Below are 17,215 nucleotides of genomic sequence, written 5' to 3'. Positions count from 1 at the left end.
CCGGCGGTCACCCGGCGTCGCGGCACGGATGCCGCGCGTACCTCTCCCGTCGTATTGAACGACGAACACGTCACGGGGATACGCTCGAACGGCCCGCCACTATGGAGATCTTCGGTATAGACCGTCGAGACCCCACCCCGTACGTCACCCCGCACGCAGGCAGCCCGGACGAAGAGTCCCCGTGCATGGGCATCCCGGGCAAAGGCACCCGGACCCGTACGCACCCCCGTAGCACGCACGCCGATCGAGTCAGCGCCTGCTGACGAAAACGTGTTCGGCGATGTCGCGCGGCAGTTCCGTCGCGGGACTGTCGGCATCGTCGTCACTGATCACCTGCACCCCGTCATCGGTCGCCCGAAGCGTCACCTCTCGTCCCGGTTGTATCCCTATTTGCTTGAGTCTAAGCATCAGGTCGCTGTCGCTCTGCACCTGCTCGCTGATCCGTCGGATCACCGCTCCCGCGCCACCGGGGGTGGCCACGACGGTCATCACCGACAGCGGGCCCGAGTCGGCGTAGGCGCCGTGTCCGCCCAGCTCGTCGAGGCCGGGAATCGGGTTTCCGTGCGGGCAGGTGGTCGGATTGTCCAGCAGCGCGACGAGACGGCGTTCCACGTCCTCGGACATGACGTGCTCCCACCGGCACGCCTCGATGTGGACGTCTTCCCAGGGCAGCCCGATCACGTTGACCAGGAGACACTCGGCGAGCCTGTGCTTGCGCATGACGCGCGTGGCCAGCCCGCGACCGTTCTCGGTCAATTCCAGATGCCGATCGCCCTCGACCCGTAGGAGACCGTCGCGCTCCATCCGCGCGACCGTCTGGCTCACCGTCGGGCCGCTCTGGGAGAGCCGCTCCGCGATGCGCGCACGGAGGGGAACGATCCCCTCCTCTTCAAGCTCGAAAACCGTCCGGAGGTACATCTCCGTGGTATCGATCAGGCCGTGTGAGGTCACAGCTCCCTCCACTCTTATGAGCAGGAGTCTACTTGCTCGGACCTCGCGTCGCCGGGCCCGGCGAATATCCCCCTGAAGCCGGGTAGGGACAACGAACGATGAGCGCGAAAACTTCCCGATCCGCGGCGCCTTTTCTACCTGAGACCCCCGAGAAGCGGTCAGATCTGGACGAACTGCGCAGCGCGGCGTCCGGGTGCCGAGGCTGCGGCCTGTACGAGAACGCCACCCAGACCGTCTTCGGCGAGGGCTCCCCGGCCGGGCGGGTCATGTTCGTCGGCGAGCAGCCCGGCGACCAGGAGGACCGCAAGGGCCACCCGTTCGTCGGCCCGGCAGGGCGAATCCTCGACCGGGCGCTGGAGGAGGCGGGCATCGAGCGCGGCGACGTGTACGTCACCAACGCCGTCAAGCACTTCAAGTTCAAGCGGCGGGAGGGCGGGAAGCGGCGCATCCACGAGCCGCCGAGCGCGGGCGAGATCCGCGCGTGCCGTCCCTGGCTGCTGGCCGAGTTGCGGGCGGTCGACCCGGACGTCGTGGTGACGCTGGGCGCCACGGCGGGCAAGGCACTGCTCGGGCCCTCCTTCCGCGTGACCAAGGAACGCGGGCGGCTGCTCTCCCTCCCGGATGAGGAGACGCCCGACGCACGGGTCGTCGCGACGATCCACCCGTCCGCCGTGCTGCGGGCCGAGGACCGGGACGCCGTCTACGCCGGTTTCCTCGACGACCTCAAGGTCGTCGCCTCGGCCCTCCGGTAGGCCTCACTTCGTCATCCGGACCGTTTCGGCCGACACCGTTTCGGCGGTGCGTGTGTCGTAGCGCAACAGCGCGGGGACGGCGAACCCGACCAGCACGACCAGAACCGCGCAGGCCAGGCCGCCGCCCACCCAGGACGCGGTGACGCCGGTGACGCTCGCGGTCGCACCGGCCCGGACGTCCCCCAGCCGCGGTCCGCCCGCGACGACGACGGTGAAGACGCCCTGGAGGCGGCCGCGCATCTCGTCCGGCGCGTACGTCAGAAGCATCGACTGGCGGAACACCGACGACACCAGGTCGGCCGCGCCGCCGACGGCGAGCAGCGCCACCGCGAGCCACAGGTGACCGGTCAGCCCGGACGCCGCCACCGCGAGACCCCAGATCGCGATGGACACGACCAGCGCGATCCCCTGGCGGTGCACGCGCCCGATCCAGCCGGACGACAGCCCGCCGAGGAACGCGCCGACGGCGATGGCGGCGAAAAGGTACGCGACCGCGTCCTCGCCGCCGAACCGGGTGTCGGCCACCTCGGGGAACAGCGCGCGGGGCAACGCGACCCCCATCGCGATGACGTCCACGACGAACGACATCAGCAGGACCGGTTGCCTCACCAGGTAGCGCAGGCCGAGGAGCACCGACCGCATGCCCGGGGCCCCGACGACGTCGTGGAGCGGCGGCATCGCGGGCAGGCGCGCCGCCGCGTACAGCGCGACCGTGAACAGGACGGCGTCCAGCGCGTACGCCGCGCCGTAACCCCAGCGGACGAGGATCACGCCCGCGAACAGTGGACCGGCCAGCGCGGCGCCCTGGAGCACGGTGAAGTTGAGGGTGTTGGCCGCCGGCACGAGCGGCGCGTCGATCAGCCGCGGGATGATCGCGCTGCGGGCGGGCGAGGACACCGCGAACCCGATGGACTGGATCGCCACCACCGCCATGATCAGGCCGAGGTTCTCGATGCCGAGCGACGCCTGGACGAACAGCAGCAGGGTCGCGGCCCACGAGACGCAGGACGCGATGAGCAGCAGCCTGCGCCGGTCCATGTGGTCGGCGATCGCACCGCCCCACAGCCCGAACACGATCAGCGGGACGAGGCCGGCCACGCCGAGCGCGCCCACCCAGAACGACGACCCGGTCATCTCGTACACCTGGACGGGCACGGCGACGGCGGTGACCTGGTATCCGATGAACGACACGCCCTGCCCGACCCACAGCCGCCGGTACGCCGGGTGCGCCAGCGGCCGGGTGTCGATCGCCAGCCGCCGCAGCCCGCCGCGCCGCTCCCTGGGGGTGTCAGTACCGTACTGGGGGGTTGACTGCTGTTCCTCCGTCACGGAGACAGTCTCTCCACCACCCATTCCTCCGTGTTCGTCCGGGTCACCAGCCGGTACCTGATCCGGTCGTGGAGGCGGTCGCGGCGGCCCTGCCAGAACTCGACCGACTCGGGGACCAGGCGGTAGCCGCCCCAGAAGTCCGGCAGCGGGACGGCGCCCTCCAGCGGCGCCGCCGCGTCCGGGGATTCCTCGGGCCAGCGTTCGGCCAGTTCGGCGAATCGCCGCTCCAGGACGTCCCGCCCGGGGATGACGCCCGACTGCCGTTCGCTGGCCCACGCGCCGATCCGCGACCCGTGCGGCCGCGTCTGGAAATAGGCGGCGACCTCGTCCCGTGTCAGCTCGACCACCGGCCCGGCGACCCGGACCTGCCGGTGTATCGCGTGCCAGGGGAACACCAGCGCCGCCCGCGGGTTCTCCGCGAGTTCACGGCCCTTACGGGACGTCAGGTTCGTGAAGAAGCGGAACCCTCGGGGCCCGTACCCCTTCAACAGGACCGTCCGGGCGCTCGGGACCCCGTCGGCGGACGCCGTGGCGAGCACCATCGCGTTCGGCTCCGGCAGCCCGTACGCGTGCACGTCGGCGAACCACGCGGCGAACAGCGCGAACGGGTCGGGCGGGAGGGACCGTTCCGACAGTTCGCCTCCCTCGTAGGAACTGCGAAGCCGCGCGGGGTCGGGCTTTGGGGAATCCACAGCGTCTGAGCCTCTCACCTGGCCGTTGTGCAACTCGCACGCACCCTGGGTACTGGACGGTAAAGCCGACAGGGTTCAATGGCACGGCACCGCCTTATCACTCCTGGAGACGAAAGGCAGGACGAAACATGTCCGACTTCAAACCCGGGCTCGAGGGGGTCGTGGCCTTCGAGACCGAGATCGCCGAACCGGACAAGGAGGGCGGCGCCCTCCGCTACCGGGGAGTCGACATCGAGGAACTCGTCGGCAGCGTCTCCTTCGGGGACGCCTGGGGACTCCTCGTCGACGACAGCTTCGACCCGGGCCTCACCCCCGCCGAGCCGCACATCCTGCCGGTCACCTCCGGTGACGTCCGGGTGGACGTGCAGAGCGCGATCCCCACCCTCGCCCCCGCGTACGGGATGCGGCCGCTGCTCGACATCTCCGACGAGGAGGCCCGCGCCGACCTCGCCCGGGTGTCGGTGACGGCCCTGTCGTTCGTGGCGCAGTCGGCGCGCGGCATCGGCGTCCCGATGGTCCCGCAGGACAAGATCGACGCGGCGACGACGATCACCGAGCGGTTCATGGTCCGGTGGCGTGGCGAGCCCGATCCGAAGCACGTCCGGGCCATCGACGCGTACTGGGTGTCGGCCGCCGAGCACGGCCTGAACGCCTCCACCTTCACCGCCCGCGTGATCGCGTCCACCGGCGCGGACGTGGCCGCCGCCATCTCCGGCGCGATCGGCGCCATGTCGGGGCCGCTGCACGGCGGCGCGCCCGCCCGCGTGCTGCCGATGATCGAGCGGGTGGAGCAGCTCGGCGACGCCCGCAAGGTCGTCACCGACATCCTCGACTCCGGCGAACGGCTGATGGGCTTCGGGCACCGCGTGTACCGCGCCGAGGACCCGCGCGCCCGCGTCCTGCGCCGCACCGCCAAGGAACTGGGCGCGCCGCGCTTCGAGGCCGCGAAGGCCCTGGAGGACGCCGCCCTGTCGGTGCTGCGCGAACGCCGTCCCGACCGTCCGATCGAGACGAACGTGGAGTTCTGGGCGGCGGTCGTCCTCGACTTCGCCGAGGTCCCGACCGCGATGATGCCCGCCCTGTTCACCTGCGGCCGCACCGCCGGGTGGGCCGCGCACATCATGGAGCAGAAGCGCACGGGACGGCTCGTCCGCCCGAGCGCCAGGTACACCGGCCCGGGAAGCCGCTCCATCAACGACGTCCCCGGGGCCGCGAAGGTCGTCAAGCCGCAGGCCGGCTGATCGGCCGCACGTCCCCCTGCACCCCCATCCCCCGAACAGACGTATCGGCCCCCGGGTCCGGCCGGGGGCCTGGTTCGGCGCCGGACACCCGCCCGCCCTTGGCATGATGGGCGGCGTGAGCCAGGACCGCGACGAGGCTCTCGAAGAGCTCAGACGGCACGAGGCGGAGCGCGAGACGCGGCGCCGCCGTGCCAACGCCGCGTCGGGACGGGTCGCCGCCGTGGCCTCCGCCGCGTTCCTGGCGTTCCTGACCTACGACTCCGCGCACACGGCCGTGCGGGCCCACGCGCGGGGCGACGACTGGATCTACCCGCCCACGGTGGTCGGCGCCGTCTGCGCGGTCGCACTTGTGACCCTGCTGACCTGGGCCATACGGCGGGTCAAGTAGCCTTTCGTGAGTGACCGAAAGCGCGAACCCCACCATTGACATTCCCGCCGACATCAGGCCCGCGGACGGCCGCTTCGGGTGCGGCCCGTCGAAGGTCCGTCCCGAGCAACTGGCGGCGCTCGCGGAGTCCGGCTCCACCTACATGGGCACCTCGCACCGGCAGAAGCCGGTGAAGTCCCTGGTCGGACGTGTCCGGGAGGGCCTGTCGCAGTTGTTCTCGCTGCCCGACGGGTACGAGGTCGTGCTCGGCAACGGCGGTACCACCGCGTTCTGGGACGCGGCCGCGTTCGGGCTCGTCCGGCAGCGGTCGCAGCACCTGACGTTCGGCGAGTTCTCCAGCAAGTTCGCCAAGGTCACCACCACCGCGCCGTGGCTCGGGGAGCCGACGGTCATCACCGGCCCGCCCGGGACGCACCCGGAGGCGTCGGCCGAGGAGGACGTCGACGTCTACGCCCTCACCCACAACGAGACCTCGACCGGCGTCGCGATGCGGATCGCGCGCCCGGCGGGCACCACGGCCCGCGAGGGGCTCGTGCTGGTGGACGCCACCTCGGGCGCGGGCGGCCTGCCCGTGGACGTGTCCGAGACGGACGTGTACTACTTCGCGCCGCAGAAGTGCTTCGCGGCCGACGGCGGTCTCTGGGTGGCGCTGGCGTCCCCGGCGGCGCTGGAGCGGATCGACGAGATCGCCAATTCCGACCGGTACGTCCCCGAGTTCCTCAACCTGAAGACGGCGGTCGACAACTCCGCCAAGGACCAGACGTACAACACCCCCGCCGTGGCGACGCTGCTGCTGTTCGCCGAGCAGATCGAGTGGATGAACTCGCGGGGCGGGCTCGCGTGGACGACGGCGCGCACGGCCGACTCGTCCCAGCGGCTCTACACGTGGGCGGAGAAGACCTCGTACACGACGCCGTTCGTCGTCGACCCGGCGCAGCGTTCGCAGGTCGTCGGGACGATCGACTTCAACGACGACGTGGACGCGGCGGCCGTCGCGAAGACGCTGCGGGCCAACGGGATCGTCGACACCGAGCCGTACCGCAAGCTCGGCCGCAACCAGCTCCGCATCGGCATGTTCCCGGCGATCGACCCGGACGACGTCGAGGCCCTCACCGCCTGCGTCGACCACGTCGTCGAGCGCCTGTAACCGAGCGCCTTCCAGAGCGCCTTCAACCAGAGCGCCTGTGACCGGTCAGGCGACCGAGAGGACGGAACCGTCCGGGCCGCCCGGACGGTTCACGACGCGGTGGAGCAGGCCCGCGCGGTCGCATTCCTCGTCGTCGGCGGTGAAGCCCGTCCAGACGCGGTCGTCCATGTCGGTGTCCCTGGCCGTCGGGAGGAACGTGGCCGTCGCGAGCACGTCGGGCACGTCGCGGCGGCCGGGACGGTGCTCCATGCCGACCTTCAGGTAGGTGCCCTCACGGAGCATGACGACGGTGACGAACGTGACCCGCGTGTGCTCCTGCACCTCCCGGAACCAGCGCGGGTTGGACGCCCAGTAGATGTTCTGGTCGGTGTCCACGGCCACGGTCAGCGGGCTGAGCGCGGCGCGGGCCAGGTGCACCTCGGTCGGGCGGTCGCGGTCGACCCAGACGAGCGCGGCCCGTCCGACCAGGGCCTCCAGGACCCCGGTCACGTCGGACGGGCCCTCGCAGCCCGCGAGGGCCTGGAAGATCGGTTCGCTGTCGGTCGTTCCGGCGGCGGGCGGCAGCGGGAAACGCGACCGCAGCCCGGCCGCGTCGATGTCGCCGTTGTGGGCGGCGACGACGATCGCCCCGCCGGTCGTCGAGGGGCCGTCCGCCCCCGCGACGACGAGCGGGCCGGCGTTGTTCGGCTCGGCCGTCGATCCCTGCGTGGCCCAGCGGGTGTGCCCGAGGACGACCGGCGCGCGGTCGAGCTCGGGCAGGAACTCCGACCGCCAGACCCCCGAGAAGCGGCCGCGTCCCTTCACGACGCGGCAGCCCCCGCCCGGCTCGGGCCGCTCGCCGCCCGGTCGCCCGGCCAGGCCGGGCCACCCGCCGAGGAGCGCCAGCCCCGCCGAGTCCGTCCCGCGTTCCTCCGCGAGCGCGCCCAGCGCGACGAAGACGTCCGACGCCCTCCCCGGGTCGTCGGCGAACGGTGAACGCACCACCCCGAACAGTCCGCACATGTTGGGTGAGATGCACGCGGGGGGCGTGCGGTTCGACCCGCTCACGGCGCCGAATAAGCTCAGAGGGTGAACCGCGCGCCCCGCTGGCTGCTTCCCACCGTGTTGACCGCGCTCGTCCTTGCCGCGGTGCTCGGCGCGCTGCTGAACTGAGGACGGGTGATCGACGGGGTGCGGAACGGGGATGATCACGGGATGTCCGGCAGGGGGGCCGTCCGGTCCGTCACCGCGCTCGTTCTCACCGGCGGCCTCGTCGGCGGCTCGGTGTGCCTCGGCGGCCCCGCCGTCGCGACGGCCGGGGGCGCCGCCCGGGACGACAAGGTGGCGTTCACGATCGACGACCCGCGGATCACCGAGTCCAGCGGCCTGGCGGCCAGCACCCGGCATCCCGGCGTCGTCTACACGCACAACGACTCCGGCGGCGTCCCGAAGGTCTACGCGCTCGACCAGGGCGGACGGATCCGGGCCGTGCTGACGGTCGGCGGCGCGGGCGCCCGCGACTGGGAGGGCATCGCGCTCGGCCGGGACGGGCGCGGCCGTCCCGCGATCTTCGTGGCGGACATCGGCGACAACCTCGGCGGCGCGTGGCCCCATGTGACCCTGTACCGGATTCCGGAGCCGGCCAGGCTCCGCAGCCAGACCCTCCGCGCCACCACCTTCAAGATCAAGTACGCGGACGGGCCACGGAACGCCGAGACCTTCATGATCAATCCGAAGACGAACCGCGTCTACATCGCCAGCAAGGTGTTCGGCGGCAAGCTCTACGAGGGCCCGGCACGGTTGCGGACCAGCGGTCACAACGTGATGCGGAAGGTCGGCGACGCGCCCGCCATGGCCACCGACGGCGCGTTCTCCCCCGACGGGCGCACCTGCGTCATCCGGACCTACTTCGGCGCGCGCCTGTACGCGGTGGACGCGGACGGCAGGCCCGGCAAGGCCCTGAAGTCGATCGACCTGCCGTTCCAGCCGCAGGGCGAGTCGGTGACGTACACGGCGGACGGCATCGCGCTGCTGGCGGGGTCCGAGGGGACGAACTCGCCGGTCTACCGGGTGCCGCTGCCGGACGAGGCGCGGCCGTCGCCGTCCCCGTCCGGGCGGAACGGTCCGAAGAACTCGGGGACGTCCGCCGACATCGAACAGAGCGACCGGGACACCGGCGGCACCAGGATGGGCCTGTTCCTCGCGGTCGCGATCGCCGCCGCCGTCGGCTACGGGCTGCTGCGCAGGCGCGGCGGCTCGTCGAGGGGCCGATGACGGGCCGATGACGGGCCACGGCGCGAACGGGAGCGCGTACGGGAGCGGGAACCGGTGGGGCGCCGCGAGGCAAGGCCGACCTGACCGGCACGATGGAAGTCGGTTCCGGACGGCGACGGGATCCTGGAAGGGGGAGACGGGCCCGCGGGGACCCGTGTGAGGATGCGGACTGTGGAGCATGAGCTGGTGGGCCTGGCGGGACCCGGCGGCCGGTGGCGCCCTGTAGCCGTCGGCCCTTTCGCCCTGCTCGCGGTGGTGTTGGCGCTGTTGCCGATCCGCCCGGTATGGCTGTGGGCCGCGCTGATCGGTGTCGTCGGCGCGATTCCGTGGCTGCTCGGCGCCGCCCCGGACGCGCGGCGGCGGCGTCCCCGCCCGTACTGGCGGCTGTCCGCCGACGGTCTGGAGCGGATCGGCCCGGGCGGGCTGAGCATGGTCTCCTACGAGCGGTCGCGGATCGACGCTTTGGCCCTGACCACCGGCGACGGGGTCCTCACGGTGTTCCACCGGTTCGGACGCACCGCGGTCGGCGGGATGACCTCGATGGGGCTGGAGCCGCTCGCCGTGTTCGTCACGGCCCGGCGGCTCGGCATCCCCATGCACATCCTTGACGGCGAGGCGACCGACCTGCTCGATCCGGCGTTGGACGACGCGCTGCGCGTCCCGGGGCTTGACGACGGCGACCCGGCGGGCAGCGCGCTGCCCCGCGACCACGCGACGGAGAAGCGGCTGCTCGACCAGGAGGCGGCCCTGCTCGCCGCGGCGCACGAGCCGCCCTCGACGGACACCGTGCGCGCCGCGGGCGGCGGCGCCCGCGGCCGGGCGGGCGGCGCGCAGCGGCTGGACACGCCGGAGCCGCTGCCGAGCCGCCGCCGGATCGTGCTGCTCGGCGCGCTGACCGCCCTGCTCGGCGCGATCATGATCGCCAAGATCGCGGCGGACGGCACCGGCGAGTTCGGCGCCCGGCTCGCCGCGGGCTGCTGGGCGCTCGCCGCGATCTTCGGGGTGCTGGCCGCGCGCCGCCGCCTGCTGCGGGCCGCGCAGGTCCGCTGGACGATCACGGCGGAGCGGCTGCTGGTGCGGGTCCGTCCCGGCCGCCGCCGCGAGGCGCAGGACCTGCGGGCCGGGGACGTCGCCGCGGTCGTCGTCGGTCCCGGGCTGCGGCTCGACCCGGTGAGCGGCGAGCCGCGCCGCGCCGAACTGGCCGCGCTGGCGTTCGGGCACCGGCTGGAGCTCGTCGCCCGGCTGCCCGCCGACGGACTGGACGGCTTCCAGCTCGCGCACGCCCTCGACGACCACGGCTACCGGGTGATCACTCCGGCCACGCGGCCGCCGCGCCGCGCCTCCTACGGCCTGGAATGGCTGCCGGAGATCTTCGCCCGGGTGCCCGGCGGCCGGCTGGTGGTCGCGGAGGGCGGGCTCGGCTGGGCGGACGCGGCGGGCGACGTCGTCGTCACCATGCCGGAGGACCGCATCGGCGGCATCGAGCTGCTGACCATCGCCGGGCACGCCTGGGTCCGGTTGTACGACACCGACGGCGACGAGTTCCTCGCCGCGCCGCTGTCGGCGCTGCGGATCTCCCGGACCGACCTGCGTGACGCGGCCCGCCGCGCGGGGCTGCCCGTCAACGACGCCGAGTACGACGCGTATCTCAGCGCCGCGTTCCACTCCGCCGTGTCGACGCTCACCGACACCTCCGCCGACCCGGAACCGGCGACCGCGTCCGTGACCTCGCAGAGCGCCGCCGGGCAGGACGCGGGCCCCGACACCGGGCAGGGGACGGAGCAGGAGGCGGCGGCGCGGCGTGGGGACCGTCCCGGCGAGCACGATTTCACGCTGGAGGCGTCCGCGCCGCCCGGCCCCGTCACCGCGCCGGGCGCGCTGCTGGACGCGCCGCGCCGTTCCCGGGCCGGAACGTACGGCATGAGCGTCCTGCTGTGCCAGGCCGTGGCGCTGCTCGGCGCGGTCTGGCTCGGCCCGGAGCTGGGCGGTTTCAACGCCACGGCGTCCTGGTCGGTGCCCGCCGGGCTGGTCGTCGGCCTCGTCGGCTACTGGCTGTACGACCGCAACCGTTCGCAGCTCCGCGTGTCGTCCGCCGGGCTCGCGGTCGTCACCCGGCGCGGCCGGGTCGAGTGGGACCTCGGCCGCGACCGCGTCGGCGGCGTCGGCATCGACGAGGCGGCCGAGCGGATGCCGCCGCTGGTGGTGTGGAGCCCGTCGGGGCGGGTCCTGCGGCAGGTGGGCTTCCCGCTCGACGCGGACGAGCTGCGCCGCGCCTGCGAGCGCTACGGCCTTCCGTGGGGGCCGCCGGACGACCGTCCCGCGCCGCCGCCGCCCGAGCTCTGACGCAGCGACCACGTCTTCAGCGACTCGTAGGTCAGCTCGCCGTACTCCTTGCCGGGCAGGTGGCTGCGCATCAGCTGGACCGACTCGGCCGTCCACGGCGCGCTCGCGAACGCCGACAGCGCCTCCAGGAGGGGGCGGACGTCCACGGGCCTCCTGGACCGCGCCAACGTCAGGTGGGGCCGGAATCCCCGGTGCTTGTCGGGCAGCGTCCCGACGCGGCGCCCGGCGGCCGTGGTCGACGCCGCGAGCCGCGCCATGCCGCGACGGTCGCCGAACAGTCCCGTCCACAGGACGCGGGCGTGCGTTCCGCTGCCGGGGAAGGCGCCCGCGCCCGCCAGCGACAGCGACATCCGCTCGTGCCGGGCGACGGCGCGTTCGAGCCGGGGCAGCAGCCGGGCCAGGGTGCGGTCGTCGACCTCGCCGAGGAACGTCAACGTGACGTGCAACAGCTCACGCCGTACCCATCGCAGTCCGGGCACCGCGTCGCGATGCGGGCGGACGGCCTCCTCAAGCTCGTCAAGCACGTCCGGTGGCGGTACGAGCGCCACGAAAAGCCTCATGGGAGCGTCCGGAGGGCCACCCGGTCAGCATTTCAGCAGATGGCACCCGTTGTCACGCGGATCGAGCACCGGAGGCGCGGGAAGCCCGCGACACGCGGGAGGCGAGGGCGCCCCGCCGGAGACGGGCGAGCGCGGGATGGTCCCGCGCGGCCAGCGCGCCGACGGCGAGCGAGGCGAGGGCGGAGATCAGGCCTCCGGCGACGATGCTCGTGCGCGCGCCGAAATGCTCGGCCATCCAGCCGACCGTGGGGGCGCCGAGCGGGTTCGACCCGAGGAACACCAGCATGTACAGGCCCATGACCCGGCCGCGCATCTCGGGCGCGACGCCGAGCTGGATGCTGGAGTTGGCCGCCGTCATGATCGTCATCATCGCGACGCCGGTGGGGACGAGCAGCGCCAGGAACGACCAGTACGTCGGCATCAGACCGGTGATGATCTCCAGCACGCCGAACGTCAGGCCCACGGCCACCAGCAGCCGCAGCCGCGGCCTGGCCACCCGCCGCGCGGCGATCAGCGCGCCGGCCAGCGCGCCGAGCGCGAGCATGCTGGACGCGAGGCCGAACGCGGACGCGTCGGTGTGGAAGACCTCCTTGGCGACGAGCGCGACCGTGGTGCCGAAGTTCATGCCGAACATGGCGAGGAACCCGATCAGGATGATGATCAGCATCAGGTCGCGCCGTCCGCGGACGTAGCGCAGGCCCTCGCGGAGCTGTCCCTTGGCGCGTTTCACCGGGTCGGCGGGGTGGAGCTCGTCCGTCCGCATCGCGTAGAGGCCGAACAGGACGGCGCCGAACGACGCCGCGTTCACCAGGAACACCGGGCCCGTGCCGATCAGCGCGATCAGCACACCGGCGACGGCGGGGCCGAGGAGGCGGGCGCCGTTGAACGTGGCGCTGTTCAGCGCGATCGCGTTCGGCAGGTCGCGTTTGCCGACCATCTCCACGACGAACGACTGTCTGGCCGGGTTGTCGATGACGGTCGCGAGGCCGAGGCCGAACGCCAGCACGTAGACGTGCCACACCTGCGCGGCGCCGGTGATCGCGAGGAAGCCGAGGATGAGCGCGAGGACGCCCATGGCCGTCTGCGTGAGCATCAGCAGGAGCCGCTTGGAGTAGCGGTCGGCGATGACGCCGCCCCACAGGCCGAACAGCAGCAGGGGCAGGAACTGGAGGCCGGTGGTGATGCCGAGCGCGGTGCCGCTGCCGAGCGTCAGTTCGAGGACGAGCCAGTCCTGCGCGATGCGCTGCATCCACGTGCCGGTGTTGGAGACGACCTGGCCCGCGGCGTAGAGCCGGTAGTTGCGGACGCGCAGGGACCGGAACATGCCCCCGGACCGCGGGGCCTCCGGCTCCTCGTCGGCGGCGAGCACGGCGTTCTCGCTCGGCTCGACGGGTTCGACCGGCTGGGGGACGTCGGTCCGCTCCGGCTCCGTCACGTCCGCCTTGGTGATGACGGCGGTCGGGGCGATGTGGCCGGTCGGCTTGGAGGGGCTGGAGGGGCTGGAGGGGCTGGTGGGGGTGACGGGGGGTACGGCCGCGTGGTGGACGCGCACGGGCCGTCGGCCGTGGGGGCGGCTTCTCGTGGCCCCCTCGGCCTCGTCGGGTTTTTCCTTAGCAGAAGTCATTAACCCTGCTAACGGTATCCGGACCTCCGGCATTCCGGCAAGCGCGCTCAGGAACGGCTGAGTTTGTCGATGATCGGCGCCGCCCGGCGGAGGATCTCCCGCTCGTCGTCGGTCAGCTCGGTGAGCCTCCTGGCCAGCCACGCCTCTTTGCGGCGCCGCTCGTCCGCCAGCAGCTCGGAGCCCGCCTCGGTCGCGTTCAGCACGACCTGGCGGCCGTCCGTCGGGTGGGGGCTGCGCGCGACGAGGCCCCGCTCCTCCAGGAACGCGATCACGCGGGTCATCGAGGGCGGCTGGACCTTCTCGTGGTCGGCCAGTTCCCGTGGCGTCATCGACCCGTGCCGCTCGATCGCGGCGAGCGCGGCGAACTGGGTGAGCGTCAGCGGCGCCGGGCCGTCCGCGCCCGAGGCTCCGCCCGCCGGTCGACGCAGGGTACGCAGGCGCCTCGACAGTCGCGCGATCGAGATGCGCAGCTCTTCGGCCAGCCCCGGCGCGGACTCCCCCCGGCCTCGAATCTTCGGCTCGGTCTCCGGTTCGGTGGCCGGCTCAGTGGCCGGCTCGGTCTTCGGCCCTGTCATTGGCGCTGTCATCGTCATTGGTCTCCTGTCTGCCATGCTGCCATGCGGATTCGGCCCGCCGAAGGCCCGGTCGCCGGTTTCCGGCTGGTCATCGGCGGGGTCGTACGGGACGGCGGGGCGACCGGCGCGTAACCTGACCGCATGACGCGACCGCGCCGCCCGGATCCGCCGCCCATGAAGACCAACGACGTCCGCATCGCGGCCGCGGGCGCGGCCGCCTGGGCGGTGGCGTTCGTCGTGCTGCTCATCGTCGGGTTGCCGTCCGAGGACCGCTGGTGGTTGTGGGTGTGCGTGACGGGCTTCGCGAGCGGCATGTTCGGCGTCTGGTACGTCCCGAGGCTCCAATCCCAGCGCGCCCGCCAGGAGGCCGCCCGCGCCGAACGGCGCGAGCACGCCGGTTAGTGCTCCCCGGCGAGGGGGTCCAGGTCGGTCTCGGCCAGGAGGTCCGGCAGCGCGTCCGGGGCGCGCAGGACCGCCTCGACGATCAGCCGGGACGCCCAGTTCCCCGTGGACCACGCCAGTGCGCGGGCCAGGCCCGCGGTCCCGCTCGCGCGTACTTCGCCGTCTCTGGTCCACCACGGCACTTCCTGGCCGTCCACGACGAGCCGATCGTGGGCGAGGTAGTCGGCGGGCGCGTCCGATAGGACGGACCTGACCGCGTCGGGCACGGGTCGTTTCTCGCCCTCCGACTGGACGACGCCCGGTACCTCTTCACCGGCCAGGGGCAGGTCGAGGAGTTCGGCGAGCCGCACGTCCCGTCCTTGGGCGGCGATGACCAGCGGTTGGCCCCGCAGGAGCGGGAGAAGGTCGGGGGCGTCCAGGACGAGGGCGTCGGCGGCGTCCACCACCTCGGCCTCACCGTCCACGACCGTCCGCACACGGTCGGGTGGTTCGACGGTCACGTCCGGAGTGTCGGCCAGGGCCGTGTACAGCCCGCCCAGTCGCGCCCGGGTGACAGACCGTTCCGGGTCACCGAGCCGGTCGAGCAGCTCTTGGGCGCCTCCGGGTTCGTCGAGCAGATCCTCCAGGGACGTGCGGACGCCCAAAGCGAGAAGGAATCGCTCGTCCAGACCTTCGGGCGCGACGTCGTAGAGCCCTTCCAGGGCCTCGTCCCCGTGCAGGGTGTACTCGCCGGGACGGCGCCCGTCCAGGACGCGGTGACGGCGCAGCCACCACGCCGTGTAGGACGGAACAGTCACTCGCCGACCGTCGTGCAACGCCACATGAACCGGATCGACGATCGCGGCCCGCAAGGGCGGCTCCGCGAGAACGCGCAACGCCGCGGACCAGTCGTCGACGAGTTCGAGGTCACGGACGGCCACGAACTCCGGGACGAGCGGCGGAAGGTCGGCCGGGCCGGTGCGCCGCAGGACGTCCTCTGCCCACAGGTCCTCGTCATCGAGGTCGAGGGTCTCCGCCTCGTCGGCGAGCCCGGCGAGGTTCACGTCCTCGGCCCTCGCGAGGGCGAACCCGTCCAGGACGCCGACGGCGGTGAGCGTGTCCGCGCCCCACTTTCGGAGCAGGTCGCCGTCCACCACCCCGAACGGCGCGTCCTCGGCCATGAGGGCACGCAGCGGACTCTCGGGCAGGAGCAGCTCGCCCGCCGGGTAGAGGTCGCCGTCGTCGCCGGGCAGGGCCAGCTCCGCGAGCCAGGGCTCCTCACCGGGGTCGATCCGCGCGGCCGCGACCAGCCCCAGGACCGCCTCGGCGACCGCGTCGGGGTCGTCGGACTCCAGCGACTCCCGGACGGCGGCGCGCACGGCGTCGTCGGCGAGGACGGCCCGCGGCCCCGCCTCGACGGCGCCGAGCCGCGCCAGCAGCGGATGCACCGCCTCCGGGTGGACGAACCGCAGGCCCAGCGCGTCCAGACCGCCGGGATCGACGCCGTCGGCGATCAGCAGCCCGCGCGGGCCGCGCACCGTCCTCCCGGCGGTCCCGGCCAACGGCACCGGAAGGGCCCCCAGAGCGTCTGTGGCGGCCCCGGCGAGCGTCCCGTACATCTGGTGCCACCACGCCGGTTCGCGGTCCACAGCGGCCAGCTCGTCGATGACGTCGGCGAGTTCGACCCGGCGGACGCCGAGCGCGGCGAGCGCCGGGCTCCGCGCCGGCCATTCCGGCGGCAGCAGCCCGGCCACGACCTCGCCCAGGAACTCGACGAACGCGGCGGGCGCGTCCACGGTGACCGCGTCGCGTCCGCGTGTCCGGTCGGGCAGCAGCGGCGCGTCCGGGAGGCGCTCCCTGATCGCGCGCCGCACCCGGGCGTCGAGTTCCCCGGCGCCGACCGGGCCGGGGACGAGCCCGAGCACGCGCGGCGAGACCGGAAGTTCCTCCAGCAGCCGCACGTAGGTGTCCGCGACCCGGTCGACGAGGAAATCGGTCAGCGGCCCGGTCGCGACGTGACGCCGGTCGGGTGCCAGCGGAAACGACGCGATGAGCAGCGCGGGCAGGCCCAAGCGTTCGTCACTGGGTGTGGGCGCGTGCAGGACTTCCGGGGTGCCCTCGGGCAGACCGTCCTCTGGCAGTGCCCACCGCACCTGCCAGAACGGCCGGGCGCGCTCCTCCACGGGACGGTCTTCCAACAGCGCCGAGGGCGTTCCCCCGTGCGCCTCCACGGTTCGCCACATCGACCCGTTGATGACCGTCTCCCCGGACGGACGATGCTCGGCGGTCAGCTCGCGGACGTCACCGTCCACGTCGATCTCGACGTTCTCCAGCGCCGGAAGGGCCAGCATCAGCGCCGCGCCCGCCTGCGCGAGCTGCCGCCGGACGGGCTCCACCGCCTCGGCCCGCAACGGCAGCCGCACCACCGTGTCGAACCCCGGCGGGACCTCGGGCGGCTCGTCCAGGGCGAACGGCAACCGCAGCAGCGGCACGTGCCCGCCGCGCCGCCGCAGCTCGTCGGCGAGCGCCGCGGTCCCCTCCACGAGTTCCCGGGCCCGCTCACGCGACCACATCACGCCCGCCCCGCCCGAGACGATGGAGGGCCGATCGCTGACGGCGGCGACCGCGGCGAACCCGACACCGAACCGTCCCGTCGCGCCGGCGTCGTCCCGCTTGGCCGACGCCCGCAGCGTGGACAGCGCCTCCACGCCCGCCGCGTCCAGCGCCGCACCGACGTTGGCGGCCGTCAGCACGGCCTCCGGCGGGGACGTGCGGAGGGTCAGGCGGAGCCGCCCGGGGACGGCGGCGCGCAGCGCGGCGTCGGCGGCGTTCTGCGCCAGCTCGATCACCACGCGGTCGCGGTAGCCGCCGAGGGCGAAGTCCTCCTCGGCGTTGGCGTCCTCACGGAACCGGGCGGGGAACTCGCTCCAGGCGCGCAGCACCCGCTCACGCAGGGCGCTCGTCCCGAGATCCGGCATG

The 17,215-nt window shown here is 73.2% G+C and carries 15 protein-coding genes; 7 read left to right on the top strand and 8 right to left on the bottom strand.

All coding sequences use genetic code 11. From position 1 onward, the window contains the following. Nucleotides 1-249 precede the first annotated feature (249 nt). The gene (locus tag D0T12_RS12930; RefSeq protein WP_117399820.1) at nucleotides 250-951 is read right to left on the bottom strand and encodes a metal-dependent transcriptional regulator; all 702 of its coding nucleotides are present in this window, start codon (nucleotides 949-951) and stop codon (nucleotides 250-252) included. 98 nt (nucleotides 952-1,049) lie between these two features. Here D0T12_RS12930 and D0T12_RS12925 point away from each other — a divergent pair, with 98 nt between their 5' ends. Further along, the gene (locus D0T12_RS12925; RefSeq protein ID WP_117399819.1) at nucleotides 1,050-1,703 is read left to right on the top strand and encodes a UdgX family uracil-DNA binding protein; all 654 of its coding nucleotides are present in this window, start codon (nucleotides 1,050-1,052) and stop codon (nucleotides 1,701-1,703) included. Between the two features lie 3 nt (nucleotides 1,704-1,706). Here the strand turns inward: D0T12_RS12925 and D0T12_RS12920 are convergent, their stop codons facing one another. After that, a complete protein-coding gene (locus D0T12_RS12920; protein ID WP_233526020.1) occupies nucleotides 1,707-3,032 on the bottom strand; it encodes an MFS transporter in 1,326 nt (441 codons plus the stop codon). Then, a complete protein-coding gene (pdxH, locus tag D0T12_RS12915; protein WP_117399817.1) occupies nucleotides 3,029-3,724 on the bottom strand; it encodes a pyridoxamine 5'-phosphate oxidase in 696 nt (231 codons plus the stop codon). Before pdxH ends, D0T12_RS12920 begins: the two co-directional genes overlap by 4 nt. 128 nt (nucleotides 3,725-3,852) lie before the next feature. Here pdxH and D0T12_RS12910 point away from each other — a divergent pair, with 128 nt between their 5' ends. The 3 genes from D0T12_RS12910 (at nucleotide 3,853) to serC (ending at nucleotide 6,500) form a co-directional block, all read left to right on the top strand. Next, the gene (locus tag D0T12_RS12910) at nucleotides 3,853-4,965 is read left to right on the top strand and encodes a citrate synthase 2 (RefSeq protein ID WP_117399816.1); all 1,113 of its coding nucleotides are present in this window, start codon (nucleotides 3,853-3,855) and stop codon (nucleotides 4,963-4,965) included. Nucleotides 4,966-5,080: 115 nt separating this feature from the next. Further along, nucleotides 5,081-5,353, top strand: a complete 273-nt coding sequence (locus D0T12_RS12905; RefSeq protein ID WP_147339490.1) for a hypothetical protein — start codon at nucleotides 5,081-5,083, stop codon at nucleotides 5,351-5,353. 10 nt (nucleotides 5,354-5,363) lie between these two features. Then, on the top strand, nucleotides 5,364-6,500 hold the full coding sequence (gene serC / locus D0T12_RS12900) for a phosphoserine transaminase (protein ID WP_117399814.1): 1,137 nt from the start codon (nucleotides 5,364-5,366) through the stop codon (nucleotides 6,498-6,500). Nucleotides 6,501-6,545: 45 nt separating this feature from the next. On the opposite strand, the gene D0T12_RS12895 is transcribed toward serC, so the two are convergent. Then, entirely contained in the window at nucleotides 6,546-7,481 is a 936-nt protein-coding gene (locus tag D0T12_RS12895) for a class II glutamine amidotransferase (RefSeq protein ID WP_158581485.1), read from the bottom strand. A gap of 213 nt (nucleotides 7,482-7,694) precedes the next feature. Here D0T12_RS12895 and D0T12_RS12890 point away from each other — a divergent pair, with 213 nt between their 5' ends. Next, nucleotides 7,695-8,753: a hypothetical protein gene (locus tag D0T12_RS12890; RefSeq protein ID WP_147339489.1), complete on the top strand. Its 1,059-nt coding sequence runs from the start codon at nucleotides 7,695-7,697 to the stop codon at nucleotides 8,751-8,753. 171 nt (nucleotides 8,754-8,924) lie between these two features. Next, nucleotides 8,925-11,096, top strand: a complete 2,172-nt coding sequence (locus tag D0T12_RS12885; RefSeq protein WP_117399811.1) for a hypothetical protein — start codon at nucleotides 8,925-8,927, stop codon at nucleotides 11,094-11,096. On the opposite strand, the gene thpR is transcribed toward D0T12_RS12885, so the two are convergent. The 3 genes from thpR to D0T12_RS12870 all read right to left on the bottom strand — a co-directional run bounded on the left by thpR (nucleotide 11,036) and on the right by D0T12_RS12870 (nucleotide 13,867). Then, nucleotides 11,036-11,656 carry an RNA 2',3'-cyclic phosphodiesterase gene (thpR, locus tag D0T12_RS12880; protein WP_117399810.1) on the bottom strand — a complete coding sequence of 207 codons (621 nt, stop codon included), beginning with the start codon at nucleotides 11,654-11,656 and terminating at the stop codon, nucleotides 11,036-11,038. The two genes, D0T12_RS12885 and thpR, sit on opposite strands and share 61 nt — an antisense overlap. Before the next feature lie 52 nt (nucleotides 11,657-11,708). After that, the gene (locus D0T12_RS12875; protein ID WP_117400396.1) at nucleotides 11,709-12,980 is read right to left on the bottom strand and encodes an MFS transporter; all 1,272 of its coding nucleotides are present in this window, start codon (nucleotides 12,978-12,980) and stop codon (nucleotides 11,709-11,711) included. A gap of 347 nt (nucleotides 12,981-13,327) precedes the next feature. After that, entirely contained in the window at nucleotides 13,328-13,867 is a 540-nt protein-coding gene (locus D0T12_RS12870; RefSeq protein ID WP_325050785.1) for a MarR family transcriptional regulator, read from the bottom strand. Nucleotides 13,868-13,996: 129 nt separating this feature from the next. Between D0T12_RS12870 and D0T12_RS12865 the strand changes: the two genes are divergently transcribed. Next, on the top strand, nucleotides 13,997-14,257 hold the full coding sequence (locus D0T12_RS12865; protein ID WP_117399808.1) for a DUF2530 domain-containing protein: 261 nt from the start codon (nucleotides 13,997-13,999) through the stop codon (nucleotides 14,255-14,257). Here the strand turns inward: D0T12_RS12865 and D0T12_RS12860 are convergent. Next, nucleotides 14,254-17,214, bottom strand: coding sequence for a sacsin N-terminal ATP-binding-like domain-containing protein (locus D0T12_RS12860; protein WP_117399807.1), 2,961 nt, complete (start codon nucleotides 17,212-17,214; stop codon nucleotides 14,254-14,256). The genes D0T12_RS12865 and D0T12_RS12860 overlap by 4 nt on opposite strands. Between the last annotated feature and the right edge of the window lies 1 nt (nucleotide 17,215).

This window comes from Actinomadura spongiicola, from assembly GCF_003432485.1.
Taxonomy (GTDB): domain Bacteria; phylum Actinomycetota; class Actinomycetes; order Streptosporangiales; family Streptosporangiaceae; genus Spirillospora; species Spirillospora spongiicola.
This window is presented reverse-complemented; position numbering and strand designations above follow the sequence as displayed.

Excerpts from the sequence above, each read along its gene's own strand:
- D0T12_RS12925 (WP_117399819.1), top strand. The coding sequence starts at position 1,050 with ATGAGCGCGAAAACTTCCCGATCCGCGGCGCCTTTTCTACCTGAGACC.
- D0T12_RS12910 (WP_117399816.1), top strand. The coding sequence starts at position 3,853 with ATGTCCGACTTCAAACCCGGGCTCGAGGGGGTCGTGGCCTTCGAGACC.
- D0T12_RS12890 (WP_147339489.1), top strand. The coding sequence starts at position 7,695 with ATGTCCGGCAGGGGGGCCGTCCGGTCCGTCACCGCGCTCGTTCTCACC.
- thpR (WP_117399810.1), bottom strand. The coding sequence starts at position 11,656 with ATGAGGCTTTTCGTGGCGCTCGTACCGCCACCGGACGTGCTTGACGAG.
- D0T12_RS12875 (WP_117400396.1), bottom strand. The coding sequence starts at position 12,980 with ATGTTCCGGTCCCTGCGCGTCCGCAACTACCGGCTCTACGCCGCGGGC.
- D0T12_RS12870 (WP_325050785.1), bottom strand. The coding sequence starts at position 13,867 with ATGACAGCGCCAATGACAGGGCCGAAGACCGAGCCGGCCACTGAGCCG.
- D0T12_RS12865 (WP_117399808.1), top strand. The coding sequence starts at position 13,997 with ATGACGCGACCGCGCCGCCCGGATCCGCCGCCCATGAAGACCAACGAC.
- D0T12_RS12860 (WP_117399807.1), bottom strand. The coding sequence starts at position 17,214 with ATGCCGGATCTCGGGACGAGCGCCCTGCGTGAGCGGGTGCTGCGCGCC.